The sequence below is a fragment of the Herbidospora solisilvae genome (genome assembly GCF_009901565.1).
Lineage (GTDB): Bacteria > Actinomycetota > Actinomycetes > Streptosporangiales > Streptosporangiaceae > Herbidospora > Herbidospora solisilvae.
In genome coordinates this window covers 88,094-111,622 of the sequence record NZ_WXEW01000010.1, presented here as the reverse complement: position 1 = coordinate 111,622, position 23,529 = coordinate 88,094, and the positions used below count along the sequence as shown (strand labels likewise).

The window sequence follows — 23,529 nt, the reverse complement described above, 5'->3', positions numbered from 1 at the left end:
GGTAAGTCAACCCTGACAAGATGTCCTGGTGACATGGGTGCTCGACCTCACCGGGATCTTCGTCTTCGCCATCTCCGGCGCGCTCGCCGGGGTCCGCACCCGCCTCGACGTCGTGGGCATGGCGGTGCTGGCGTTCTTCACCGCGGTGGGCGGCGGGATCCTGCGCGACGTGTTCCTGGGCGTGCAGCCGGCCGCGCTGCACGACGCCGGTTACGTGCTGGTCCCGCTGGTGGCGGCGGGGATCGTGTTCTTCTGGCACCCGCAGGTGACACGGCTGCTGCCGAGCATCCTGATCTTCGACGCGGCCGGGCTGGGCCTGTTCTGCGCGACCGGCACCGAGAAGGCGCTGCTGTTCGGCCTGTCGCCGCTGCACGCGGTACTGCTCGGGGTGGTCACGGCGGTCGGCGGGGGCGTGCTGCGCGACGTCCTGTCGGGCCAGCGGCCCACGCTGCTCTACGACCGCCAGCTCTACGCGGTGCCCGCGTTCGTGGGCGCGTTCACGCTCGCCGCGCTCTTCGAGTTCGGTGTACGCGGCCCGCTGGCCGTCCTGGCCGCCGCCGTGCTGGCCTTCGGCCTGCGGTTCCTGGCGATGCGGCGGGGCTGGCGGGCGCCGCTGGCACGGGGCGTCACAGACTCAGCGTGAGCCGGGTGTCGGCCGGCGGCGCCTGCCCCGGCCGGGCGGCGGCGATCCTGGCGACCGCGTCGGCCAGCATGTGGGGCGGATGGCAGTAGGAGAGCCGCAGGTAGCCCTCGCAGGCGCCGTCGACGCCGAACCACCGTCCGGGCGCGAGCCTGACCCCGTTCGCGGCGGCCGCCTGGACCACCGGGGCCGCCGACGGGACGTCGAGCTTCGCCCAGATCGACCCGCCGCCGACCGGCCGGGGATAGGTCCAGCCGGGCAGGTGCTCGGCCAGCGCCGCCGTCAGGGCGTCGCGGGAGGTCGCCAGCCAGGCGCGGCGCTCGGCCCGGGACTCCTCCACCCGGGGGAACAGCTCGGCCACCACGAGCTGGTCGAACACCGCCGTGGCCAGGTCGACGCCCGACCGCAGCACCGACAGCCGCTCCACCAGCTCCGCCGTGCCGCGCAACCACCCGACCCGGAGCCCGCCCCACCACAACTTCGACGCCGACCCGATCGTGATCACCCGGTTGTCGGTGTCCCAGCGGGCCAGCGGCGGCGGCATGACCACGTCGTCGACGGCCACCTCGCCCCAGGTCTCGTCGCAGATCAACGTGACGTCGTGGCGGCGCGCGGCGGCCACGAGCGCGGCCCGGCGGGCGGCGTCCATCAGCGTGCCGGTGGGGTTGTGGAAGTCGGGCAGCACGTAGGCGACCTTCGCCTGCCGCAGCGAGCTCTCCATCAGCTCCCCCGCCGCCACCACCCTGGCGCCGTGGAGCCGTACCGACTGGATCGCGTGGGCGTAGGTCGGCGACTCCAGCAGCACCGGGTCGCCGGGCCTGACCAGCAGGGCGAACAGCAGGTGCATGGCCTGCTGGGCGCCGGGGGTGATGAGGATCTGCTCCGGCCGGGTGGCGACGCCGCGTTCGGTGTAGCGCCGGGCCACCTCCTCGCGCAGGACGGGCAGGCCGACCGGCTCGTAGCCGATGCCGAGCAGGTGGCGGTGGTAGCTCGCGGCGGCCGCCGCCACGGCGGGGGCGACCTGGGAGGCGGCCGGCATCGAGGCGACGTGCAGGGGGATCATGCCGTCGCCGGGGATCGGGATCGTCCAGGGGGTGTCGCCGCCGACGGGGAGGGCGGTCGTGCTGCCGGAGCCCTGCCGGGCGGTGACGTAGCCGTGGTCCTTGAGCAGGTCGTAGGCGGCGGTCACGGTGGTCCGGCTGACGCCGAGCGCGGCGGCGAGGTGGCGTTCGGCCGGCAGGCGCACCCCGACCGGGATCGCGCCGTCGTGCATCCTGCCCCGCAGCGCCTCGGCCAGCGCCCGGTAGTAGGGGCGGGCGCCGGCCGGGACGGCGAGCAGGCGGGCGAGCTGCTCGGGAGCGATGGTGCGCGTCACGCCGGCCAGCTTAAGACCAATTTCGGCGATTGGCTCTGTTTTCCCGACCAGGACCTTCGCCACACTGAGGGCATTATGGTACAAACATCCACTCATCCCACCTCTATGCGGCTCGTCCGGCTCTACGCCGGTCTGTTCCTGTACGGCGCCGGCTCCGGCCTCCAGATCGAGTCGAACCTCGGCAGCTCCCCCTGGGACGTCTTCCATCAGGGTCTGTCCCGCCACTGGGGACTCAGCATCGGCGCGTGGGTCGTCATCGTCGGGGCGGCCGTGATGCTGCTCTGGATCCCCCTGCGCCAGCGGCCGGGCCTGGGCACGATCAGCAACGTGCTGCTGCTCGGGTGGTTCTTCGACCTGACCGTCTGGCTGGCCCCCACACCCGGTCACTGGCTCGTCCAGTGGGCCTACCTGCTGACCGGGGTGGTCGTCGTCGGCGGCGCGACCGCCCTCTACATCGGCGCGGGATACGGCCCCGGGCCGCGTGACGGGCTGATGACCGGGCTGCACCGGCTCGGCCTGTCGATCCGGCTGGCCCGGGTGGTCATCGAGCTGACCGTGCTGGCGATCGGGTGGCTCCTCGGCGGCGTCGCCGGCGTGGGCACGCTGGTGTTCGCCCTGATGATCGGGCCCGTCACCCAGTTCTTCATGAAGGCTCGGTGGGTAGCTTGATCACATGCGGATCGAGGACTACGCGCTGATCGGCGACATGCAGTCGGCGGCCCTGGTGGGCCGCGACGGCTCGGTCGACTGGCTCTGCCTGCCCCGTTTCGACTCCCCCGCGTGCTTCGCCGCGCTGCTGGGCAACCAGCGCCACGGTTCCTGGCGCATCTGGGCCTCCGGGATGGAGACGGCCTCCAGCCGCCGCTACTGGGGCGACACGCTCGTCCTGGAATCGACGTGGGACACCCCCGGCGGCACCGCCCGGGTGATCGACTTCATGCCGATCCGCCACGAGCACCCCCGCCTGGTCAGGGTCGTCGAGGGGGTGGCCGGCTCGGTCGAGATGAACTGCGAGATCCGCATCCGGTTCGACTACGGCCGGATCGTGCCGTGGGTGCGCCGCCGCGACGGCAGCCTCCAGGCGGTGGGCGGCCCCGACTCCGCCTGGATCCACTCGCCGGTCCACCTGCACGGCAGCGACTACCGCCACAAGGGCACCTTCCGGGTCGAGGCGGGCGACAAGTTGTCGTTCGTGTTCAGCTGGCACCCTTCCCATGCGCCCGCGCCGCCCATGATCGACCCGCTCGACGAGCTCGACTACACCCGCGAGATCTGGGAGGACTGGGTCTCCAAGGGCACCCACGCGGGCGAGTGGCGCGACGCCGTCGTCCGCTCGATGATCACGCTGAAGGGGCTGACCTACGCCCCCACCGGCGGCATCGTCGCCGCGGCCACCACCAGCCTGCCGGAGGACCTCGGCGGCGTGCGCAACTGGGACTACCGGTTCTGCTGGCTGCGCGACGCCTCGATGACCCTCGACGCCCTGCTGACCAGCGGCTACATCGATGAGGCCAAGGCCTGGCGCGAGTGGCTGCTGCGCGCGATCGCCGGACGTCCGCAGGACCTCCAGATCATGTACGGCGTCGCCGGCGAACGCCGCCTCCCCGAAATGACCCTCGACTGGCTCCCCGGCTACGAGAACTCCCTGCCGGCCCGCATCGGCAACAGCGCCGCCAACCAGCTCCAGCTCGACGTCTACGGCGAGGTCGTCAACTCGCTCTACCAGGCCGGCAAGGGCGGCCTCCACCCCGACGACCACGCCTGGAAGCTGACCCGCAAGATGATGGACTTCCTGGAGACCGGCTGGCAACAGCCCGACGAGGGCCTGTGGGAGGTGCGCGGCCCGCGCCGCCAGTTCACCCACTCCAAGGTGATGGTCTGGGTCGCCTGCGACCGCGTCATCCGCACCATGGAGGCCCAGCGCCGCTCGGGCCCGATCGACCGGTGGAGGGCGCTGCGCGAGGAGATCCACAAGGAGATCTGCGAGAAGGCCTACGACCCCCACCGCAACACCTTCACCCAGTACTACGGCTCCACGGAGCTCGACGCCGCGACGCTGCTCATCCCCACAATGGGCTTCCTGCCGCCCGACGACCACCGCGTGATCGGCACCATCAACGCGATCGAGCGCGAGCTGACCACGCCCGAGGGGTTCGTGCTGCGCTACTCGACCAGCGAGCACAACGCGGTCGACGGGCTGCCCGGCCGCGAGGGCGCGTTCCTGGCCTGCAGCTTCTGGCTCGCCGAGGCCAAGGCACGCATGGGCCTGCGCAAGGAGGCCTGCGACCTGTTCCGGCGCCTGCTCGACCTGCGCAACGACGTCGGCCTCCTCTCCGAGGAGTACGACCCCGTGCAGGGCCGCCTGGTGGGCAACTTCCCACAGGCGTTCAGCCACGTCCCGCTGATCCACACGGCCCAGGCGCTGGGCTGACCCGTGGTGGTCAGTTGGCGTCTCCGGCCAGGCGCGCCAGCAGGCGGGCGAAGTCGGCGGGCGGCGTCACCACGAGCCTGACCTGGCCGTCCTGGGGAACCAGGTCGGCCTGGATGCGGGTCAGCCGGTCGCGGTGCCACCAGTAGACGTGGGGGCTGAGGCCGCCGTCGCGGTCGTCGAACTCGCGCTGGGCGTAGACGCGCATGCGCTCCAGGGCGCGTACGACGCCGATGCCCTCGATGGGGTGCACGGCCATCGCGCCCGGATGGGGCAGCACGACGAGCAGCCCGTCGGGCGGGCCGGGCAGCCGCCGCAGGTGCGCCACGGCCGTGGGCGCGCTGATCATCCGCACGCTCACCCCGCCGAGCTGCAGGTATTCGGCGGTGATGCGCTCGTCGGCCAGCGCGTTGTCGAGCGCGACGTCGAGCGCCTCGGCGGGCGGGATCGGCCAGCAGAAGGCCTCCTCCGGCCGGACCGGACGGCCGCCGATCGTCAGCACCTCGATCAGGTCGGCGCTCAGGTGGCGGCCGATGATGCGCGAGGGGTCGGGGATGGCCGGGTCGTCGGCCGCGTGCAGGCGGGTGCGCAGCAGCGGTTTGATCCGGCCCAGGTTGCACGCGTCGAACGGTTCGCCCGACACGGCGTGGGACAGGTGCTCGGAGACCAGCATCGGCCAGTCTTCCCGCGACCTGCGGGCCGCCTCACGGCGGAGCCCGACCAGATTGACGGTACGGGACGTCTCGTCGCCGCCCATGATCAGGGTGGCGCCGTCGTCCTCGAACGCGCAGGTGTAGCCCATTGTCTCGACCACCAGGGCGAGGAGGGAGTCAAGATCGACGTCCTCGACGGGCCGGGAGGCAGGCTGCACTGGCTGGTCAGGCCGAATCCGGCTGCGGAGTCGCCGCAACAGACCCAAGGCTCATCCCCTTACAAGCGTGGCGTGTTGCCAGCTTCAGGGTGCCTTGTCCTGGTTGCCGATGAGGCCGGTGAGAGAGCACGATTCGGTATCAATAACCCCATCGGCCCCCAGCCACACACTGAACTGTGGTGTCCCGTGACCGATCGGCAGTCCCGCGATGATCGGCACTCCCAGCGGTCCGAGCCGTTCCACCAGCACCGGCAGCGCCTCCCCGCACTCCACCCACGACCCGAGGACGAAGCCGACCGCGCCGTCGAGACAACCGGCCTGGAGTAGCTGGGTCAGCATACGGTCGATTCGGTAGGGCTCCTCACGGACGTCCTCCAGCAGGACGATCCGGCCCCGCGCCTCCATCTGGTGGGGCGTGCCGCAGAGCGCCGCCAGCAACGTCAGGTTGCCGCCGGTCAGCGGCCCGATGGCCGACCCCGGCACGAGCACCTGGTCGCCCTTGACCGGCCGGGGCTCCAGGCTGGAGATGAGCGAGGCCTTGAGGTGCGACAACGACCGGGGCTCCGGCCCCTCCTCGTCGCTGATCGTCGAGCAGGCCGGCATCGGGCCGAACAACGAGGCCACCCCCAGACGGCGCTGGAAGGCCAGGTGGAGGGCGGTGATGTCGCTCGACCCCACGAGGGGTTTGGGCCGGACGGCCTCCATCTTGTCCCAGTCGAGGTGGTCGAGGACCCGCGTGGCGCCGTAGCCGCCCCGCGCGCAGACCACGGCGGCGATCTCCGGATCGCACCAGGCCTCCTGCAGGTCGGCGGCGCGGGCCTGGTCGGGCCCGGCGAGGTAGCCGCGGCGGATCAGCATGCGGGGCCCGAACCGGACGTTCAGGCCGAGGCCGGTGAGCACGTGGCGGCCGCGGTTGAGCCGGTCGAGGTCGACCGGACCGGAAGGCGCGACGACGGCCACGGTGTCACCGTGCCGGAGACGGGGTGGAGTACGTTCGGACACCCCCCAAAGAGTGTCAGACTAGGCGCTACCTATGCGACCACCGACCCACATTCTCGTGGTAAACGGCGTCAAGGTCCGTCAGCCGGTCTTCGTGCTCGCCGCCCCCCACAGCGGTGCGGACCTGCTCGCCCGTGCCATCAAGCGCTCGCCCGGCGTGCATCTCACGATGGGCCGGGGCGCGGTTTCCCGTGTCGTCTACGCGTTCGCGCGGCGGCCGTCGATCGCGCGCAGCCCGGGGGCGCCCCGGGTGATCCGCGACGTGCTGGCCGAGGCCTGGCAGGTGGTGCCGGGCGCGTGCGGCGAGTGCTCCGGCACGTGCAAGGAGGCCGGGGGCATCATCGGGGCGGGCCCGTGCGTGACCGCCTCCGAGCTGACCCGGTTCGGCGACGCCAGCCCCGACCTGCTCTACAGCGCTCCCGTCCTGCTCCAGGCCTTCCCCGACGCCCGGTTCGTCCAGGTCATCCGCGACGGCCGCGACGTCGTCGCCGACATGCTGGCCGACCCGGCGACGATGGCCTGGTTCAAGCCCCACATGCTGTCCGACGACAGCGAGTTCCCCAGCCCGTTCCTCGGCGTCAACAACGCCGAGCACAAGCTGCGCTGGAAGGAGATGCCGGTCGCGGGCAAGAGCGCGCTGCGCTGGCGCGCCGCGATCCGCCTGTCGGCGGTGCTCCGCAAGGAGCTCCCCGCCGACCAGCTCCTGACGATCCGGTACGAGGACCTGCACAAGTCCCCCGCCGAGACGTTCGGCCAGGTGGGCGAGTTCCTCGGCGCCAAGATCTCCACGATCGCCCTCTACGGCACCGGCGCCCCGCGGGTGGGCGCCCGCCGCCGCCTCGCGCACACCGACGCCGAACTGGTCGGCAAGGTCGCCCGCGAGGAGCTCAAACGGCTGGGCTACTCGTGAACTGGGTCTTGTAGAGCTCCGCGTAGGCGCCGTCGAGGACCATCAGCTCGTCGTGCCGCCCGAGCTCCACGACGCGGCCCTCGTTCATGACCAGGATCACGTCGGCCTCGCGGATGGTCGACAGCCGGTGGGCGATGACGAGGCTGGTCCGGCCCGCCAGGGCCGTCTTCAGGGCCTGCTGCACGGCCACCTCCGACTCCGAGTCGAGGTGGGCGGTGGCCTCGTCGAGCACCACCACGGGCGGGGCCTTGAGCAGCAGCCGGGCCAGCGCCACCCGCTGTTTCTCGCCGCCGGAGAACCGGTAGCCGCGCTCCCCCACGACCGTGTCGAGCCCCTCGGGCAACGTGGCGACCAGGTCGGCGATCTGGGCCGCCCGCAGGGCCTCCCAGATCTCCTCGTCGGTGGCCTCCGGGCGGGCGTAGCGAAGGTTGGCGGCGATGGTGTCGTGGAACAGGTGCGGGTCCTGCATGACGACGCCCACGGTGTCGCGCAGCGACTCCATCGTGGCGTCGCGCACGTCGAGGCCGTTGAGCCGGACCGCGCCGGCGTCGACGTCGTACAGGCGGGAGACCAGCGAGGTCGTGGTGGTCTTGCCGGCGCCCGAATGGCCGACCAGGGCGACCATCTGGCCCGGCCGGGCGGTGAAGGTGACGCCCTTGAGCACCTCGGCCGATTCGCCCTGGTCGGGGCGGGCGACCGACTCCAGGGAGGCCAGCGACACCTCGGCCCCGCCCGGGTAGCGGAAGCGGACGTCGTCGAACTCGATGGTGACCGGCCCGGCCGGCACCCTCTGGGCGTCGGGCTTCTCGGCGACCATCGGCTTGAGGTCGAGCACCTCGAAGACGCGGTCGAAGCTGACCAGGGCGGTCATCACGTCGATGTGCACGTTGGACAGGCCGGTGAGGGGGCCGTACAGCCGCATCAGCAGCGCCGACATGGCCACCAGCGTGCCGAGCTCGAACGATCCGTCGACCGCCAGCACGCCGCCGAGCCCGTAGACCAGGGCGGTGGCGAGCGCGGCGATGAGGCCCAGCGCGATGCGGAACACGGTGCCGAACATGGCGACGGTGACGCCGATGTCGCGCACCCGGGCGGCCCGCCCGGCGAAGTGCCTGGCCTCGTCGTCGGGGCGTCCGTAGAGCTTGGCGACCATCGCGCCGGCCACGTTGAAGCGCTCGGTCATCACCGAGCTCATCTCGGCGCCGAGCTCCATCTGCTCGCGGGTGTACTTCGACATGCGGCGGCCCACCCACTGGGCGGGCAGGATGAAGACCGGCACCATGAGCAGCGCGACCAGGGTGATCTGCCACGACAGCGCCAGCATCGTGACCAGCACGACGACCAGGCTGACCACGTTGGAGACGACCGACGACAACGTGCTGGTGATGGCCCGCTGCGCGCCGATGACGTCGCCGTTGAGCCGCGAGACCAGCGCGCCCGTCTGCGCCCGCATGAAGAACGCCACCGGCATGCGCTGGACGTGGTCGAAGACCTCCGTGCGCAGGTTGTAGATCAGGCCCTCGCCGATCCGGGCCGAGAACCAGCGTTCGGCCAGGCCCAGCACGGCGTCGAGCAGCGCCAGCCCCGCGATGGCCACCGCCAGCCAGACGACCAGCCCCGAGTCCCTCGACGGGATGGCCACGTCGATGATCTGCTTCACGACCAGCGGGTTGGCCACCACGGTCACCGACCCGACCGTGATCAGGGCAAGGAACGCCACGATCGACCACTTGAACGGCGCGGCGTAGCGGGCGATCCGCCGGATCGTGCCCGGCGCGAGACGCTCCTTCATCACGTCGCCGTCGCGCCGCATCGACCGCATCATCTGCCAGCCCATGTTCGGGCCGCCCATCATCGCCATGTCGTGGCAAACCCTTTACGTGAAAGGGCGATTCCAGGATCAGCCCGAGGCGAACAGCGACCGGATGCGGACCACCTGTTCGGCTCTCTCCGCGGCCGCCTGCTCCTCCAGTGTGCGGCTTCCCGCGCCCTGCAGCAGCCGTTTCGTCGCGGTCGCGGCGGACCGCTCCGTGGCGAGCAGCGCCGCCGCAAGGTCGGCCACGGCCGTATCCAGCTCCTCAACCGGTACGGCCAGCTCGGCCAGCCGGAGGCGCAACGCCTCCTCCGCCCCGACCTTCCGGGCGGTGACGCACAACTCCAGGGCCCTCGGCAGCCCCACGATATCGACCAGCGGCTTGGTCCCCGTCAGGTCGGGCACCAGGCCGAGCGCCGGTTCCTTCATGCAGAACTGCACGTCGTCGGCCACGATCCGCAGGTCGCACGCGAGCGCGAGCTGGAATCCGGCCCCGATCGCGTGGCCCTGGACGGCCGCGATCGAGATGATCTCCGGACGACGCAACCACAGGAAGGCCTGCTGCGCCTGGGCGATCCGCTCCTCGAAGCCCTCACCGAGCACCGAGGAGAACGAGCCCTCACCGGGCACTCCCCCGGGCGTGAACAGTCGCAGGTCGATGCCTGCGGAGAAGGACGGCCCCTCGCCTTTCACGACGACGATCCGCACGGTCTCGGGGAGGTCGTCCCCGATCCGGGCCAGTGCCGACCAGGTGGCGAACGTCTGGGCGTTCCGCTTGTCCGGCCGGTTCAGCGTGATCGTCGCGATCTCGCCGTCCACCTCGTAGCGCAGTCCGACCTCAGCGAGCGCGCTCGCCGAGATCTGCTCCGCTCTCCCCCCTTGTGCCGCTTCCACAGCGTCGTTCACAGCCCGCAACCCCTTCCTGGCGGTCACGCCCGAGCCTACCGAACCCTGTTCGGTCATCCGACCCCGGCCGGTCGGCTCGGGAGCGGACCGCTCTGGATCTGAGGTACACGAGCGGCTGCGGTCGCGCGGCGGCGAGGCGGAACTAGCGCTTGGTCTTGCCTCGGGTCGCCCCGCCGCGTCCCCGCAGAGTCACGCCCGACTCGCTGAGGATGCGGTGGATGAATCCGTACGACCGGCCGGTGGAAGCGGCCAGGGCGCGGATGCTCTCACCCGCGGCATAGCGCTTCTTGAGATCGCTGGCCAGTTTTTCACGGTCGGCCCCGGTCACCCGGGTGCCCTTCTTCAGAGTCTCGGCCACGAGTACCTCCTGTAGTGCCAGACTTCCGCAGCGTTACTCACGCCATGATCAGTCATTTCGGCTCGATCGGCTACCTACTCCCAGGGAAAAGATCCGTACCCGGTAAATTTATGATCAGGCGAGGGCGACGAGATCGGAAAATTCCTCGCTCCACGCGTCTTCGACACCGTCGGGCAGCAGGATGACCCGGTCGGGTTGCAGCGCCTCCACCGCCCCTTCGTCGTGGGTGACCAAGACGATCGCCCCTGTGTAAGAGCGCAGAGCCGTCAGCACCTGTTCCCGCGAGGCCGGATCGAGGTTGTTGGTGGGCTCGTCGAGCAGCAGCACGTTGGCGCTGGAGAGCACCAGCGTGGCCAGGGCCAGCCGGGTCTTCTCGCCGCCGGACAACACCCCGGCGGGCTTGTCGACGTCGTCGCCGGTGAACAGGAACGAGCCGAGCACCTTGCGCAGGTCGACGTCGGCGAGGTCGGGCCCGGCCGAGCGCATGTTCTCGAGCACGGTGCGCTCGGGGTCGAGGGTCTCGTGCTCCTGGGCGTAGTAGCCGATCTTCAGGCCGTGGCCGGGGCGCACCTCGCCGGTGTCGGGCTTCTCGATGCCGCCCAGGATGCGCAGCAGCGTGGTCTTGCCGGCGCCGTTGAGGCCGAGGATGACGACCCGGTGACCCCGGTCGACGGCGGCGTCAACGTCGGTGAAGACCTCGAGGGAGCCGTAGGACTTGGAGAGGTCGACGGCCGACAGCGGGGTGCGGCCACAGGGCGCGGGCGACGGGAAGCGCAGCTTGGCCACCTTGTCGGAACGGCGCTCGGGCTCGATCCCGCGCAGCAGGCGCTCGGCGCGGCGCTGCATGTCCTGGGCGGCCTTGGCCTTGGTGGCCTTGGCGCGCATCTTGTCGGCCTGCGCCATCAGCACCCCGGCCTGCTTCTCGGCGTTGGCCCGCTCGCGCTTGCGGCGCTTCTCGTCGGTCTCGCGCTGCGTCAGGTAGGCCTTCCAGCCGACGTTGTACGTGTCGATCACGCACCGGTTCGCGTCGAGATGGAGCACCCGGTTTACCGTCGCTTCAAGTAGACCAACATCGTGACTGATGATGATCAAGCCGCCCTGGTGGGAACGCAAAAAATCACGAAGCCAGCCGATGGAGTCCGCATCGAGGTGGTTTGTCGGCTCGTCGAGGAGGAGAGTCTCCGATCCCGAGAAAAGAATGCGCGCCAGTTCGACCCGCCTCCGCTGACCACCCGAGAGGGTCTCCAGCGGCTGCCCGAGCACCCGGTCGGGCAGGCCCAGGCTGGAGGCGATCGAGGCGGCCTCCGACTCGGCGGCGTAGCCGCCCAGGACGTGGAGCCGGTCTTCGAGGCGGCCGTAGGCCTTCACGGCCTTGTCGCGGGTGCGCGGGTCGGCCGAGGTCATGCCGAGCTCGGCCCGGCGCAGGTCGCGGATGACCTCGTCGAGGCCGCGCGCCGACAGGATGCGGTCGCGGGCGATCACCTGGAGGTCGCCGGTCCGCGGGTCCTGCGGCAGGTAGCCGACCGCGCCGGTGATGGTGACCGTGCCGCCCGCGGGCTGGCCCTCGCCGGCGAGGGTCTTGGTGAGCGTGGTCTTGCCCGCTCCGTTGCGGCCGACCAGGCCGATCTTGTCGCCCGGGTTGACCCGGAACGACGCCCCCTCGATGAGGAGGCGCGAACCCACGCGCAGTTCGATGTCGGTTGCGATGATCATGGTTTGGGGGACACTCCCGTGAGTAGCGAGACGCGGACGGCCGGAGGACGGCCGTGGCTCGCGCCGTGAATCTGCCTCGAAGAACACGAGACGCGGACGGCCGGAGGACGGCCGTGGCTCGCGCCGTGAATCTGCTCGAAGAACACGTGACGCGGACGGCCGTGGCTCGCGCCGTGAACCAGCTGGAAGACATGGCTTCGGATCGCGGGCACACGGAAGTGATCAATCGGGAGTGCGCATGCGTCGATTGTATGGTGGCCCGGCGAAATCCCCGACTTCTTAAACGTGGGGCGGATCGACCACCCTGATCCTGACCGCCCGGAACTCCTCCGGCGTCTTCTCCAGCACGGCCAGCCGGGGATCGGGGACGGTCAGGAAGGGCGCGGTCTCCCGCGCGAACAGCGGCGCCAGCCGCCGGTCGCCCCGCAGCTCGTCGATCGCCTTGCGGTCTCCCCCGACGACGAAGCCCGCCACCCCTTCCTCCACCGCGGGAAGCAGCACCCGGGCGGCCACGTCGGCGGCGGCCCCGAGGGCCTCGTCGGCCTGTTTCTCCCGGCGGCGGGCGAACCGCTGCTGCGACCACCCTCCGGCGGCGCTCCTGCCGTGGACGAGCCGGGAGCCCACCTTGGAGACGAGGAGCCGGTCGCCCTCGAAGACCCCGGCGGCGTATCCGCCGAGACGTACGAGGAGAACCGCCACCCGGCGGTCCCGGGAGACGTGGGAGACCAGGCCCTCGGCGAGAGAGCCGGGGTGCGCCTCCAGGGGGCCGAACGGGACGTGGCACTCGGCCACGGCGCCGTCCGGGGCGGTGAGCACGACCAGTTCAGGGGTGCCCGTCTCCGACGGCGGCCCGCCGTGGCGGTCGGCGAAGTTGATGAGCCAGCGGGGCAGCCGGGACGGGGGGATCGACACCCACCGTCCGCCCCCGGCGGCCGGGCGTGCGCTCATGGCTGCCCAGATTAGCGGCCCGGAGCCGGACGTCCACGGTTGTCGGTAGGGGGAAATGTGGGTGAATTTCGCATCACCGGCCTCAAGGACGGCAGGCAGGCGCACCAGAATCGTCGTGTGTCGGTTCCCTTGCCCTATCCGGCGCCGGTCGCCGTCTCACCTGGTGAGCAGTCCTCCACGACCGGCCCGTTCACCGTGTCGGGGTACGTGCCGGCCTGGGCCGCCGCGCCGCAGAACCCCACCGGCGGCCCGCCGAGCGCCTTCGGCCCGGTCGCCAGTTTCACCCCCGTCGTCGACCTCGACACCGGCGGGGTGATCGCCATACAGGTCGGCGCGAGCACGCCCGCCGCCGAGCGGGCCGACGTCGGCGGGACCGTGGCGGGCATCCGCGCCGCCGCCGAGCACGACGCGCGGCTCCCCCTCGTGCTGCCCATCCCCATCGCCGCCGTCTCGGCCGGTTCGGCGGGGCTGGCGCCGCTGCACGAGGCGATGCGGGTGGCCGGACGCCGGCCGCGCGAGATCATCCTGACCATCGAGGGCGACCTCGACCCGGGCGAGCGCTCCCGGCTGCTGGCCGGGGTCGACGGGCTGCGCGCGGCCGGTTACCTGATCGCCTTCGGCGGCGTCGGGGTGCGCAACCTCCCGCTCGACGTGCTCGCCGACGCCTCCCCCTACGTCATCGTGATCTCCCCCGAACTGGTGGAGCGCGCCCCCAAGGACGCCCGCCGGGCGGCCGTGGCCGAGGCGCTGGTCACCGTGGCCAAGGGCGTGGCGGCGCACATCCTCGCGCCGGGCGTGCAGGACGAGGTCCAGCTCGCGGCGGTGCGCGCGTGGGGGGTCAGGCTGGCCACCGGGCCGCTGCTGGCCCCGGGCGACTGGCGGCCCGCCGACGGGCGGGTGCACGTGCCGGTCCCGGCGACCGAGACCTCGCCGAACCTCGCCCAGCTCCTCGGGCCGAGGGTGCAGGAGTTCCTGATGCCGGCCGTGACGCTGCCGATCACCGCGACCTCCGAGGACGTCGTGCAGGCCTTCGGCAACGAGGCCTCGATCACCAGCGTGGTCCTGGTCGACGAATACCAGCGCCCGCAGTCGATGGTCGACCGCAGCCGGTTCCTGCTCTACATGGCCGGGGCCTACGGCCACGCCCTGCACGCCAAGAAGCCCGCCCACCGGATCGCCGACAGCGCCCGGCTGGTGCCCAAGACGACCCCGGCGATAGCGGCCATGCAGGTCGCCGGGCAGGACGCCAAGCGCGTCTACGACGACCTCGTGGTGGTCGACGAGGTGGGCCGCTGCCTGGGCACGGTCCACGTCAGCGACCTGATCAGGCACGTCGCCAACCGGCCGGTCCCGAAGTAGCGGGACCGGCCGGCCGGCCGTGCGGCTAGAGCCGGCAGGCGTAGATGTCGGTGATCAGGATCGCCTTGGCGCCGAGGTCCCACAGTTTGTCCATGACCTGCTGGTGGCCCTTGCGGCGGATCATCGCGCGGACCGCCACCCAGCCCTCGCGGTGCAGCGGCGAGACCGTCGGCCCCTCCATGCCCGGAGTGACCTCGATGGCCTCGTCGATGCGCTCGACCCGGATGTCGTAGTCGATCATCACGTAGTCGCGCGCCGCGAGCACGCCCTGCAGCCGCCGGATGAGCTGCTGGAAGCCGTTGTTCTCGGGCGCCCCGACCTGCTTGATCAGGATCGCCTCGGACGTGGTGATCGGGTCGCCGAACACCTCCAGGCCGACGTTGCGCAGGGTGGTGCCGGTCTCCACGACGTCGGCGACGGCGTCGGCCACGCCGAGCCGGATCGCCGTCTCGACCGCGCCGTCGAGCTTGATGACGCGGGCGTCGACGCTCTGCTCCTCCAGGTAGCCGGCGAGCAGACCGGCGTACGCGGTCGCGACCCGCTTGCCGTTGAGGTCTTTGACGTTGCTGAAGGCCCCGGGAGGCGCGGCGAAGCGGAAGGTCGACCGGCCGAAGCCGAGCGGCACCACCTCGTCGGCCGGGGCGCCGGAGTCGATCAGCATGTCGCGGCCGGTGATGCCGGCGTCGAGGGTGCCCTCGCCGACGTACACCGCGATGTCACGGGGACGGAGGAAGAACAACTCGCAGGAGTTCTCCGGGTCGACGACCACGAGCTCCTTGTTGTCCTTCCGGGGGCGGTAACCCGCCTCCTTCAGGATGACCTGGGCGGCCTCGGACAACACGCCCTTGTTCGGTACGGCGAGGCGAAGCATGGTTGGAACCTTTCGGGATGGCCTCTGAGATGAGCGAGGTCCGGGCACCCGGGGGTGCCCTAAAGATGCTTGTAGACCTCGTCGAGCCCGATCCCGCGGGCCAGCATGAGCACCTGGAGGTGGTAGAGCAGCTGCGAGATCTCCTCGGCGGTCCGGTCGGCCGATTCGTACTCCGCCGCCATCCAGACCTCGGCGGCCTCCTCGACGATCTTCTTGCCGATCGAGTGGACCCCGGCGTCGAGCGCCTTCACGGTCCCCGACCCTTCGGGACGGGTGCGGGCCTTCTCGGACAGCACGTCGTAGAGCTCATCGAACGTCGTCACTCGCCCAAGCCTAATGGGGGTCACCGCCTGGAACACGGCAGCGTCCACTGAGCGAGACCCGTGTCGCCCCCGGGCCACTTCACCCGGCCGAACGCCCGTCAGTGGCGCTCGGCTTCGCGGCCCGGGACCGCTTCCATCGAAGGTGTGGGAAAGTCACGACGAGAGGGCGCGGACCATGATCCGCAGGGCCCGGCGCAGGTCCGGCTCCTCGATGTGGCCGAAGCCGAACACCACCCCGTTCCCGGCCCGGCCGCCCCGGTGGTGGAAGGCCGCGAGGGTGGCCACCCTGACCCCCCGCGCCCGGAGCTGCTCGGCCAGTGCGGGGGCCGGGAGCGCCCGGGGCAGCAGCAGGGTCGCGGTGGCGCCGGTCTCGGTGCCGATGACCTTGGTGTCGCGCCGGACCCCCGTCAGCGCCTGGCGGACCATCGTCCGGCGCCGGGCGAAGATCGCCGACAGCCGGTCGACCCGGCGGGTGACCGCGCCTGTCGACAGCAGGTCGGCGGCGGCCCGCTGGCAGGTCTCCGGCACCGCGCAGGCCCGTTCCCGCACCCCGTCGGCCAGGTGGCGCGGCACGACCAGGTAGGCCAGCCGCATCCCCGGCGTCAGCAGCTCGCGGAAGGAGCCGAGCATGATCGTGGTCTCCGGGTCCCCCAGCGCCAGCAGCGACGGGCAGGGGTTCAGGCTGGCGTTGAACAGGCCGTCGAAGGCCGGTTCGATGAGGTAGGTCCCCCGGTCGGCCGCCCACGCCGCGAGCGCCCGGCGGTGCTCGGTCGGCAGGCGGTAGCCCAGCGGCTCGTTGCGGTCGGGCGTGAGCACCAGAGCGTCCACACCGGCCGGAACCTGCGGTCCGGTGGAACTGACCGGAACGGGCACGACGTGCCCCCTGTGGCCCGCCAGGGCCTCCCTGAGGCGGGGCAGGGCCGGGTCCTCGATCCCGACGACCGAACGGCCCTCCGGAACCGCGAGCTGGAGCGCCGTCTCGCAGCCCGTGGTGACCACGATCTCGTGCCGGTCGAGCACCAGCCCCCTGGTGTCGCGCAGGTGGGCGGCGATGGCCGCCCGCAGCTCCGGCAGCCCGCCGGGCGGCGGCTCGGCGGCGCTGGGCACGCGGTGGCTGGCCCGGCGCCAGGCCGCCCGCCACTCGGCCAGCGGGAAGGCGTCGGCGGTCGGCTGGTCGGGCCGCATGTCGACGACGTTCGGCCGGGCAGGCGGGCGCAGCGGCGCCCGTTCGGCCTGCCGCGCCCGCGCGGCGACGTAGGTGCCCGACCCGTGGCGGCTGGTGACGTACCCCTCGGAGTGCAGGATCTGGTACGCCGTCAGCGCCACCCCCCGCGAGATCTTGAGCGCCACGGCCATGGTGCGCGTGGACGGCATGCGGATCCCCGCCGCGAGCTGTCCCGAGTCGATGGCCTGGCGGAGCTGTCCGGCGAGCTGGTCGGGCAGCGCCTCGGCGGCGCCGCGGCCCAAGTGGATCGGCACGCGGAGCCCTTGTGGGTTGCGCATGGTTCATGTCCCCGTCGTTTCGGCTGTCTCTGTCACCTAGGGCGTGACACGGATGTTCCATCGAACGGAACGGCCGTTTGACCTGCCGTGAGACGACGGAACGCCGGTCCCCCGCATGGGGAACCGGCGTTCTCTACTGCTGACTAGCGGCCGTTGAAGCGGCCACCCGGACGGCCCTGGCGGAAGCCGCCGCCGCCCGACCGGCCGCGGAAGCCGCCGCGGGCGCGGTCCTCGCCGAACGTGCGGGGCTCGCCGCCGCGGTCGTCACGGACGGGCCGCTCGCGGTCGTTGTTGTACGCCCTCGGCGCCCGGTCGTCACGGAAGTGACCCCGGGCCGGAGCCGGGGCGGAGGCGTCCCGGCGCGGCCGGTCGTCGCCCTGGAAACGGGGACGCTCGTCGCGGTAACGGGGCCGGTCGTCGTTGTGGCGGGGACGGTCGCCCTCACGGCGCGGACGGTCGTCGCCGCCCTGGAAACGCGGCCGGTCGTCGCCCTCGCGGCGCGGCCGGTCGTCGTGGGCGAAGCGCGGACGGTGCCCGAACTCGCGGCGCGGCCGGTCGTCGCCCTCACGGCGCGGACGGTCGTCGCCGAAGTCGCGGCGGGGACGGTCGTCGTGGCTCTGGGGGCGGTCGCCGTCGTACCGGCGACGGCCCTCGAAGCGCTTGCGGCCACCCGACGGACGCTCGTCGCGGCCACCGGAGCGGGGGCGGAGCGGCTTGCGGATGTCGGGCTCCCAGACCGGGATCGACTCGCCGCTGGGCTCGCGGGCCCCGGCGATGTCGGCCAGCACCGGGGCGCCCGGGACGGCGCGGTGCCGGGAGGGCGTGATGCCGGCCCGGCGGGCCATGGCGTCGGTCGAGCGGCGCTCGTTGGGCATGACCAGCGTCAGGACGCTGCCCTTCTCGCCCGCCCGCGCGGTGCGCCCGCCGCGGTGCAGGTAGCTCTTGTGGTCGGCCGGCGGGTCGACGTGCAGCACGAGCGAGACGTCGTCGACGTGGATGCCGCGCGCGGCGACGTCGGTGCAGACGAGCACCTTGATGCCGCCCTCGCGGAACTCGCCGAGGATGCGGGTGCGCTGGTTCTGCCGCTTGCCGCCGTGCAGGCCGCCGGCCTGGACGCCGACGCGGGCCAGCTGCTTCACGACGCGGTCGACGCCGTGCTGGGTGCGCACGAACAGGATGGTGCGGCCCTCGCGGTTGGCGATCTCGGCGGTGACGGCCGGCTTGTCCTGCCAGCTCACCTGCACGAGGTGGTGCTCCATCGTCTCGACCGGCGAGGTGGCCGGGGCGAGCGAGTGGGTGATCGGCTCGACGAGGAAGCGCTTGACGAGCTGGTCGACGTCGCCGTCGAGGGTGGCCGAGAACAGCAGCCGCTGGCCGTGGACCGGGGTCTGGTCGAGCAGCGCGCTGACGACCGGGAAGAAGCCCAGGTCGCACATGTGGTCGGCCTCGTCGAGAATGCTGATCTCGACGTCCTCGAGCGAGCACTCGCCCTGCTCGATCAGGTCGGTGAGACGGCCCGGCGTGGCGACGATGACCTCGACGCCGCGGCGCAGCGCCTCGATCTGCCGGCCCATCGACATGCCGCCGACGACGGTCTTCATCCGCAGCGACAGGCCCCGGCCGAGCGGCTCCAGGGCGTCGTTCACCTGGAGGGCCAGCTCACGGGTGGGGACCAGGATGATGGCGCGCGGACGCTTGGGCAGCGCGCGGTCACCGGCGATGCGGGCCATCATCGGCAGCCCGAACGCGAGCGTCTTGCCCGAGCCGGTCTGGCCGCGGCCGAGCACGTCGTGGCCGGTCAGAATGTCGGGGATGCAGGCTTCCTGGATGGGGAACGGCGATTCGATGCCCTGACGGGCGAGCCCGGTGACCAGTGGGCGCGGCAGCCCCAGCGCGGCGAAGCCGTTGACGGCCTCGTCGGTGGAGTCGGTCGCGGACATGGTCGGTTCGAGCATGGTCACGTGGTCGTGCCTTTCGGTGAGAGGGACGTGCCGCAGCACGCAGGCGCGTCTCTTCTGCGAAAGGACGAGCCAAATTAAACCGGGGCGGCAATCCGCCGCATCGGGGGAGGGCACCCCTTCCAAAGGTGCCGAGTGCCATCTCTGCGCACCGCCCGATAAACGCGCCGATCTCATCGTGGCGCGAGAAACTGCATAGCAGTGTGCAGTCGCCGCGGTTCACAGTCGCGGCAAACGGCCGCCCGCTCCCAAAGCGGACGGCCTTTGAAGTCAACCCTCGTATCTTACACCGGGAAACCCGGTGGGAATCACACGTTGAAGCCGAGCATCCTCAGCTGGTCACGGCCGTCGTCGGTGATCTTGTCGGGACCCCACGGCGGCAGCCACACCCAGTTGATGACCACGCCGCTGACCAGGTCGGCGAGCGCCGAGTTGGCCTGGTCTTCGATGACGTCGGTCAGCGGGCAGGCGGCGCTGGTCAGCGTCATGTCGATCGTGGCGACCGGCTTCTCGCCCTCGCCGGCGGCGTCGAGGTTGAGGCCGTAGATCAGGCCGAGGTCGACGACGTTCACGCCGAGCTCGGGGTCGACGACGTCGCGGAGGGCCTCCATGACCTCGTCGGGCGACAGGTCGCCGTCGTAGGGGGCGGCCGTCGGGGTCTCGGTCGGCTTGCTCATCTCAGGCACTCCTCACCACGGCGTCCTTGTACGCCATCCAGGACAACAGGGCGCACTTGACCCGCGCCGGATACTTGGCGACCCCGGCGAACGCGACCGCGTCGCCGAGGACGTCCTCGTCGGCCTCCACCTGGCCGCGGCCCTGCATCAGCCGGGTGAACTCGTCGACGACGCCGAGGCTCTCCTCGACGGTCGACCCGGTGGCCAGCTCGTGGAGCACCGAGGCGGCGGCCTGGCTGATCGAGCAGCCCTGGCCCTCGTAGGAGACGTCGAGGACCTTGCCCTCGTCGACCTTCACCCGCAGCGTGATCTCGTCGCCGCAGGTGGGGTTGACGTGGTGGACCTCGGCGTCGAACGGGTCGCGCAGGCCACGGCCCTGGGGATGCTTGTAGTGCTCCAGGATCAGTTCCTGGTACATCGACTCAGCGATCATCCGAACACCTTCTGCACATGGTGGAGCCCCCGCGCCAGGGCGTCGATCTCGTCCGTGGTGTTGTAAAGGTACAACGACGCACGAGTGGTGGCGGGGATGCCGAACCGCAGGTGAAGCGGCCTGGCGCAGTGGTGACCGACTCTGACGGCGATGCCGAACGCGTCGTCGAGGATCTGCCCGACGTCGTGGGGGTGGATGTCGTCACCCGACAGGTTCTTCAGGGTGAACGAGATCGTGCCGCCCCGCGAGATGTTCGTGCGCGGGCCGATCACCTTCAGGCCGGGGACCTCGCCGAGCGCGTCGAGGGCGTAGCCGGTCAGCGTCTTCTCGTGGGCCCTGACGTCGGCCATGCCGATGCCGGTCAGGTAGTTCGCCGCCGCGCCCAGGCCGATGGCCTCGACGATCGGCGGGGTGCCGGCCTCGAACTTGTGCGGCACGGGCGCGTAGGTCGAGCGGTCCATCCAGACCGCCTCGATCATCTCGCCGCCGCCGAGGAACGGCGGCATGGCGTCGAGCAGCTCCCGGCGGCCCCACAACACGCCGATGCCCGACGGGCCGACCATCTTGTGGCCGGTGAAGGCCACGAAGTCGACCCCGAGCTCGGTGACGTCGACCGGCATGTGGGGCACCGACTGGGACGCGTCGAGCATCATCAGCGCGCCGACCTCGCGGGCGCGGGCCAGGATCGGCGAGACCGAGTTGACCGTGCCCAGCACGTTGGACTGGTGGACGATCGACACGATCTTGGTGCGCTCGTTGACCAGGTCGTCGAGGTCGTCGAGGTCGAGGCGGCCCTCGTCGGTCACCTTGAACCAGCGCAGCGTGGCGCCGGTCCGCTGGGCGAGCAGCTGCCACGGCACGATGTTGGAGTGGTGCTCCATCTCGCTGATGACGATCTCGTCGCCCGGCCCGACCCGGAAGCGCTCGTCGGTGGCGATCGGGTTGCCGAAGGCGTACGCGACGAGGTTGAGCGCCTCGGAGGCGTTCTTGGTGAAGACGATCTCGTCGCGCGACGGGGCGCCGACGAACGCGGCGATCGCGTCGCGGGCGTCCTCGTAGGCGGCCGTCGACTCCGCGCCCAGCGTGTGGTGGGCGCGGCCGACGTTGCTGTAGTGGTTGGCCAGGTGGTCGCGCATGACCTCGATCACCTGGTTCGGCTTCTGCGATGAGTTGCCGGAGTCCAGGTAGACGAGCGCGCGCCCTCCTGGCAGCTCACGAGAAAGGACCGGGAAGTCCTTTCTGATGAGATCGACGTCGAACATCAGGAACTGACCTTCGTGTAGGCCTCGTAGCCCTCGTTCTCCAGCCTCTCGGCGAGCTCGGGACCGCCCTCTTCGACGATGCGGCCGGCCGCGAAGACGTGCACGAAGTCGGGCTTCACGTAGCGCAGGATGCGGGTGTAGTGGGTGATCAGCAGCACGCCGGTGTCACCCGAGGCGCGGAAGCGGTTGACGCCCTCGGAGACGACGCGCAGGGCGTCGACGTCGAGACCCGAGTCGGTCTCGTCGAGGACGGCCACCTTCGGCTTCAGCAGCTCCAGCTGGAGGATCTCGTGGCGCTTCTTCTCGCCGCCGGAGAACCCCTCGTTGACGTTGCGGGTGGCGAAGGCGGAGTCGATCGCCAGGTTGTCCATGCCGGTCTTGAGGTCCTTGGCGAACTGGCGCAGCTTGGGGGCCTCGCCCTGCACGGCCGTGACGGCGCTGCGCAGGAAGTTGGACACCGACACGCCGGGGACCTCGACGGGGTACTGCATCGCGAGGAACAGGCCCGCGCGGGCGCGCTCGTCGACCGACATGTCGAGCAGGTCCTCACCGTCGAGGGTGACGCTGCCGCTGGTGATCGTGTACTTCGGGTGGCCGGCGATGGCGTAGGCGAGCGTGCTCTTGCCCGAGCCGTTGGGGCCCATGATGGCGTGGGTCTCACCGGCGCTGACGGTCAGGTCGACCCCCTTGAGGATCTCCTTGTCGCCGACGGAGACGTGCAGGTCGCGGATCTGGAGCGTGGACACGTTATGACTCCTTCGAGAGCGAGACATACACGTCGTCGCCTTCGATCTTGACTCGGTATGTGGGAACGGGCCTGGTCGCGGGCGGCCCCGTGGGCTTGCCGGTACGGATGTCGAAACACGATCCGTGCAGCCAGCATTCCAGCGTGCCGTCGTAGACCTCTCCCTCGCTGAGGCGCACCTCGGCGTGGGAGCAGACGTCGTGGACGGCGTACACCTCCGAGCCCTCGCGAACGAGGGCCACGGGGATGCCGTCGACCTCGACGCCGATGACGCCCTCGTCGGGGACGTCCTCGACCTTGCAGACCTTTTCGAAGCTCATCGCGCGAGCTCCGCCTCGACGGCGGCCAGCACCTTCTCCTGGATCTCCGGCACCTCGATGCGCTGGATCAGCTCGTTGAAGAAGCCGTGGACGATGAGCTTGCGGGCCTCGTCGGCGGGGATGCCGCGCGCCTGCAGGTAGAACATGTGCTCGTCGTCGAGCCGGCCGGAGGCCGACGCGTGGCCCGCCCCGGCGATCTCGCCGGTGAGGATCTCCAGGTTCGGCACCGAGTCGGCGCGGGCGCCGTCGGTCAGCAGCAGGTTGCGGTTGAGCTCGTAGGTGTCGGTGCCCTCGGCCTCGGCGCGGATGATCACGTCGCCGATCCAGACCGTGTGGGCGTCGTCACCCTGGAGGCCGCCCTTGTAGGTGACGTCGGAGGCGCAGTTGGGCACGCTGTGGTCGACCAGCAGGCGGTGCTCCAGGTGCTGACCGGCGTCGGCGAAGTAGAGCCCGACCAGCTCGGCCCGCCCGCCGGGCGCCGTGTAGGCCACCCGCGGCGAGATGCGGACCAGGTCGCCCCCGAGGGTGACCACGACCGACTTGAAGGTGGCGTCCCTGCCGACCAGCGTCGTGTACTGCGCCACCTGCACGGCGTCGCGGTCCCAGTCCTGGTTCGACACCACGGTCAGCTTGGCGCCGTCGCCGACGACGAACTCGACGTTCGCCCCCTGCACGCCGGTGCCCGTGTAGTTCAGCACGACGACCGCCTCGGCCATCGGCTTGACGTCGACGAGCAGGTGGCGGAACACCGTGCCGCCCTGCCCGTGGACGTTCACCACGATCGGCTCCGACGCCACGAGCTCCTTGGGCACGGTGATGACACCGGCCTTCTCGAACGCGTTGTACGCCTGCGCCGCCACCCGGTCGGCCGGCTTGCCCGCCGTGCCGATCCGGGGGTCTTCCCGGCTGACCAGCTCGTAGCTCACCCCGGACGGGGTCAGGACCTCGGTGCGGTCGTTGCCGTCGTTGACGGCCGTACCGTCGTGCAGGCCCTTCAGCCGCGACAGCGGCGTGAACCGCCACTGCTCCTCGCGTCCGGTCGGGACGGGGAAGTCGGCCAGGTCGAAGGAGGCCGTCTCGTGCAGGGTCACGAGCGGCTTGGTCTCAAGACCCATGG

The 23,529-nt window shown here is 71.2% G+C and carries 23 protein-coding genes; 5 read left to right on the top strand and 18 right to left on the bottom strand.

The annotated features are described in order from the left end of the window. Positions 1-28 precede the first annotated feature (28 nt). On the top strand, positions 29-643 hold the full coding sequence (locus tag GT755_RS31080) for a trimeric intracellular cation channel family protein (RefSeq protein WP_161483140.1): 615 nt from the start codon (positions 29-31) through the stop codon (positions 641-643). Here GT755_RS31080 and yczR read toward each other — a convergent pair. Beyond that, on the bottom strand, positions 627-2,015 hold the full coding sequence (gene yczR / locus GT755_RS31075; RefSeq protein ID WP_328794608.1) for a MocR-like transcription factor YczR: 1,389 nt from the start codon (positions 2,013-2,015) through the stop codon (positions 627-629). The genes GT755_RS31080 and yczR overlap by 17 nt on opposite strands. A gap of 105 nt (positions 2,016-2,120) precedes the next feature. Here yczR and yczE point away from each other — a divergent pair, with 105 nt between their 5' ends. Together yczE and GT755_RS31065 are read left to right on the top strand one after the other, a co-directional pair. Beyond that, a complete protein-coding gene (gene yczE, locus GT755_RS31070) occupies positions 2,121-2,684 on the top strand; it encodes a membrane protein YczE (RefSeq protein ID WP_235967805.1) in 564 nt (187 codons plus the stop codon). Between the two features lie 4 nt (positions 2,685-2,688). Then, the gene (locus tag GT755_RS31065) at positions 2,689-4,446 is read left to right on the top strand and encodes a glycoside hydrolase family 15 protein (RefSeq protein ID WP_161483137.1); all 1,758 of its coding nucleotides are present in this window, start codon (positions 2,689-2,691) and stop codon (positions 4,444-4,446) included. Positions 4,447-4,456: 10 nt separating this feature from the next. Here GT755_RS31065 and GT755_RS31060 read toward each other — a convergent pair whose 3' ends face one another. Together GT755_RS31060 and GT755_RS41405 are read right to left on the bottom strand one after the other, a co-directional pair. Next, complete coding sequence (locus tag GT755_RS31060; protein ID WP_328794607.1) at positions 4,457-5,257, bottom strand: hypothetical protein; 801 nt, start codon at positions 5,255-5,257, stop codon at positions 4,457-4,459. Positions 5,258-5,398: 141 nt separating this feature from the next. Then, positions 5,399-6,274 (bottom strand): S66 peptidase family protein, encoded by an 876-nt coding sequence (locus GT755_RS41405; protein ID WP_328794606.1) that lies wholly within the window; start codon positions 6,272-6,274, stop codon positions 5,399-5,401. Positions 6,275-6,347: 73 nt separating this feature from the next. Here GT755_RS41405 and GT755_RS31050 point away from each other — a divergent pair, with 73 nt between their 5' ends. Then, on the top strand, positions 6,348-7,223 hold the full coding sequence (locus GT755_RS31050) for a sulfotransferase family protein (RefSeq protein WP_161483135.1): 876 nt from the start codon (positions 6,348-6,350) through the stop codon (positions 7,221-7,223). Here the strand turns inward: GT755_RS31050 and GT755_RS31045 are convergent. From GT755_RS31045 to GT755_RS31025, 5 genes are all read right to left on the bottom strand, one after another. Beyond that, positions 7,201-9,084, bottom strand: coding sequence for an ABC transporter ATP-binding protein (locus GT755_RS31045; RefSeq protein ID WP_161483134.1), 1,884 nt, complete (start codon positions 9,082-9,084; stop codon positions 7,201-7,203). The genes GT755_RS31050 and GT755_RS31045 overlap by 23 nt on opposite strands. A gap of 39 nt (positions 9,085-9,123) precedes the next feature. Beyond that, positions 9,124-9,942, bottom strand: a complete 819-nt coding sequence (locus tag GT755_RS31040) for an enoyl-CoA hydratase/isomerase family protein (RefSeq protein WP_407929438.1) — start codon at positions 9,940-9,942, stop codon at positions 9,124-9,126. A 142-nt stretch (positions 9,943-10,084) separates the two neighbouring features. After that, on the bottom strand, positions 10,085-10,300 hold the full coding sequence (locus GT755_RS31035) for a helix-turn-helix domain-containing protein (RefSeq protein ID WP_030452286.1): 216 nt from the start codon (positions 10,298-10,300) through the stop codon (positions 10,085-10,087). A gap of 114 nt (positions 10,301-10,414) precedes the next feature. Next, the gene (locus tag GT755_RS31030; RefSeq protein WP_161483132.1) at positions 10,415-12,013 is read right to left on the bottom strand and encodes an ABC-F family ATP-binding cassette domain-containing protein; all 1,599 of its coding nucleotides are present in this window, start codon (positions 12,011-12,013) and stop codon (positions 10,415-10,417) included. A 279-nt stretch (positions 12,014-12,292) separates the two neighbouring features. Beyond that, positions 12,293-12,961 carry an acVLRF1 family peptidyl-tRNA hydrolase gene (locus GT755_RS31025; protein ID WP_161483131.1) on the bottom strand — a complete coding sequence of 223 codons (669 nt, stop codon included), beginning with the start codon at positions 12,959-12,961 and terminating at the stop codon, positions 12,293-12,295. 117 nt (positions 12,962-13,078) lie between these two features. Here GT755_RS31025 and GT755_RS31020 point away from each other — a divergent pair, with 117 nt between their 5' ends. Beyond that, positions 13,079-14,320 (top strand): EAL domain-containing protein, encoded by a 1,242-nt coding sequence (locus GT755_RS31020; RefSeq protein WP_328794605.1) that lies wholly within the window; start codon positions 13,079-13,081, stop codon positions 14,318-14,320. Positions 14,321-14,345: 25 nt separating this feature from the next. Here GT755_RS31020 and hisG read toward each other — a convergent pair whose 3' ends face one another. The 10 genes from hisG to sufD all read right to left on the bottom strand — a co-directional run bounded on the left by hisG (position 14,346) and on the right by sufD (position 23,527). Further along, the gene (gene hisG, locus GT755_RS31015; RefSeq protein ID WP_161483130.1) at positions 14,346-15,191 is read right to left on the bottom strand and encodes an ATP phosphoribosyltransferase; all 846 of its coding nucleotides are present in this window, start codon (positions 15,189-15,191) and stop codon (positions 14,346-14,348) included. Between the two features lie 59 nt (positions 15,192-15,250). Then, positions 15,251-15,514 carry a phosphoribosyl-ATP diphosphatase gene (locus GT755_RS40130; RefSeq protein WP_030452281.1) on the bottom strand — a complete coding sequence of 88 codons (264 nt, stop codon included), beginning with the start codon at positions 15,512-15,514 and terminating at the stop codon, positions 15,251-15,253. Between the two features lie 153 nt (positions 15,515-15,667). After that, positions 15,668-16,993, bottom strand: coding sequence for an aminotransferase-like domain-containing protein (locus GT755_RS31005; RefSeq protein ID WP_161483129.1), 1,326 nt, complete (start codon positions 16,991-16,993; stop codon positions 15,668-15,670). Between the two features lie 167 nt (positions 16,994-17,160). Next, the gene (locus GT755_RS31000) at positions 17,161-18,972 is read right to left on the bottom strand and encodes a DEAD/DEAH box helicase (RefSeq protein WP_161483414.1); all 1,812 of its coding nucleotides are present in this window, start codon (positions 18,970-18,972) and stop codon (positions 17,161-17,163) included. A 311-nt stretch (positions 18,973-19,283) separates the two neighbouring features. After that, positions 19,284-19,652, bottom strand: a complete 369-nt coding sequence (locus GT755_RS30995) for a metal-sulfur cluster assembly factor (RefSeq protein ID WP_161483128.1) — start codon at positions 19,650-19,652, stop codon at positions 19,284-19,286. Position 19,653: 1 nt separating this feature from the next. Then, positions 19,654-20,085 carry a Fe-S cluster assembly sulfur transfer protein SufU gene (gene sufU, locus GT755_RS30990; RefSeq protein ID WP_030452277.1) on the bottom strand — a complete coding sequence of 144 codons (432 nt, stop codon included), beginning with the start codon at positions 20,083-20,085 and terminating at the stop codon, positions 19,654-19,656. Next, positions 20,082-21,347, bottom strand: a complete 1,266-nt coding sequence (locus tag GT755_RS30985) for a cysteine desulfurase (protein WP_161483127.1) — start codon at positions 21,345-21,347, stop codon at positions 20,082-20,084. Before GT755_RS30985 ends, sufU begins: the two co-directional genes overlap by 4 nt. Beyond that, positions 21,347-22,093 (bottom strand): Fe-S cluster assembly ATPase SufC, encoded by a 747-nt coding sequence (gene sufC, locus GT755_RS30980; protein ID WP_161483126.1) that lies wholly within the window; start codon positions 22,091-22,093, stop codon positions 21,347-21,349. The genes GT755_RS30985 and sufC overlap by 1 nt, the downstream gene beginning before the upstream one ends. 1 nt (position 22,094) lies before the next feature. Continuing rightward, complete coding sequence (locus tag GT755_RS30975; protein ID WP_161483125.1) at positions 22,095-22,412, bottom strand: non-heme iron oxygenase ferredoxin subunit; 318 nt, start codon at positions 22,410-22,412, stop codon at positions 22,095-22,097. After that, on the bottom strand, positions 22,409-23,527 hold the full coding sequence (sufD, locus tag GT755_RS30970; RefSeq protein ID WP_161483124.1) for a Fe-S cluster assembly protein SufD: 1,119 nt from the start codon (positions 23,525-23,527) through the stop codon (positions 22,409-22,411). Before sufD ends, GT755_RS30975 begins: the two co-directional genes overlap by 4 nt. Between the last annotated feature and the right edge of the window lie 2 nt (positions 23,528-23,529).

Coding starts and splice junctions, on each gene's coding strand:
- sufD (WP_161483124.1), bottom strand. CDS start 23,527: ATGGGTCTTGAGACCAAGCCGCTCGTGACCCTGCACGAGACGGCCTCC.
- GT755_RS31045 (WP_161483134.1), bottom strand. CDS start 9,084: ATGGCGATGATGGGCGGCCCGAACATGGGCTGGCAGATGATGCGGTCG.
- GT755_RS30995 (WP_161483128.1), bottom strand. CDS start 19,652: ATGAGCAAGCCGACCGAGACCCCGACGGCCGCCCCCTACGACGGCGAC.
- sufU (WP_030452277.1), bottom strand. CDS start 20,085: ATGATCGCTGAGTCGATGTACCAGGAACTGATCCTGGAGCACTACAAG.
- GT755_RS31050 (WP_161483135.1), top strand. CDS start 6,348: ATGCGACCACCGACCCACATTCTCGTGGTAAACGGCGTCAAGGTCCGT.
- GT755_RS31030 (WP_161483132.1), bottom strand. CDS start 12,013: ATGATCATCGCAACCGACATCGAACTGCGCGTGGGTTCGCGCCTCCTC.
- GT755_RS30985 (WP_161483127.1), bottom strand. CDS start 21,347: ATGTTCGACGTCGATCTCATCAGAAAGGACTTCCCGGTCCTTTCTCGT.
- GT755_RS31000 (WP_161483414.1), bottom strand. CDS start 18,972: ATGCTCGAACCGACCATGTCCGCGACCGACTCCACCGACGAGGCCGTC.
- GT755_RS30975 (WP_161483125.1), bottom strand. CDS start 22,412: ATGAGCTTCGAAAAGGTCTGCAAGGTCGAGGACGTCCCCGACGAGGGC.
- GT755_RS31025 (WP_161483131.1), bottom strand. CDS start 12,961: ATGAGCGCACGCCCGGCCGCCGGGGGCGGACGGTGGGTGTCGATCCCC.
- hisG (WP_161483130.1), bottom strand. CDS start 15,191: ATGCTTCGCCTCGCCGTACCGAACAAGGGCGTGTTGTCCGAGGCCGCC.
- yczE (WP_235967805.1), top strand. CDS start 2,121: ATGCGGCTCGTCCGGCTCTACGCCGGTCTGTTCCTGTACGGCGCCGGC.
- GT755_RS31065 (WP_161483137.1), top strand. CDS start 2,689: ATGCGGATCGAGGACTACGCGCTGATCGGCGACATGCAGTCGGCGGCC.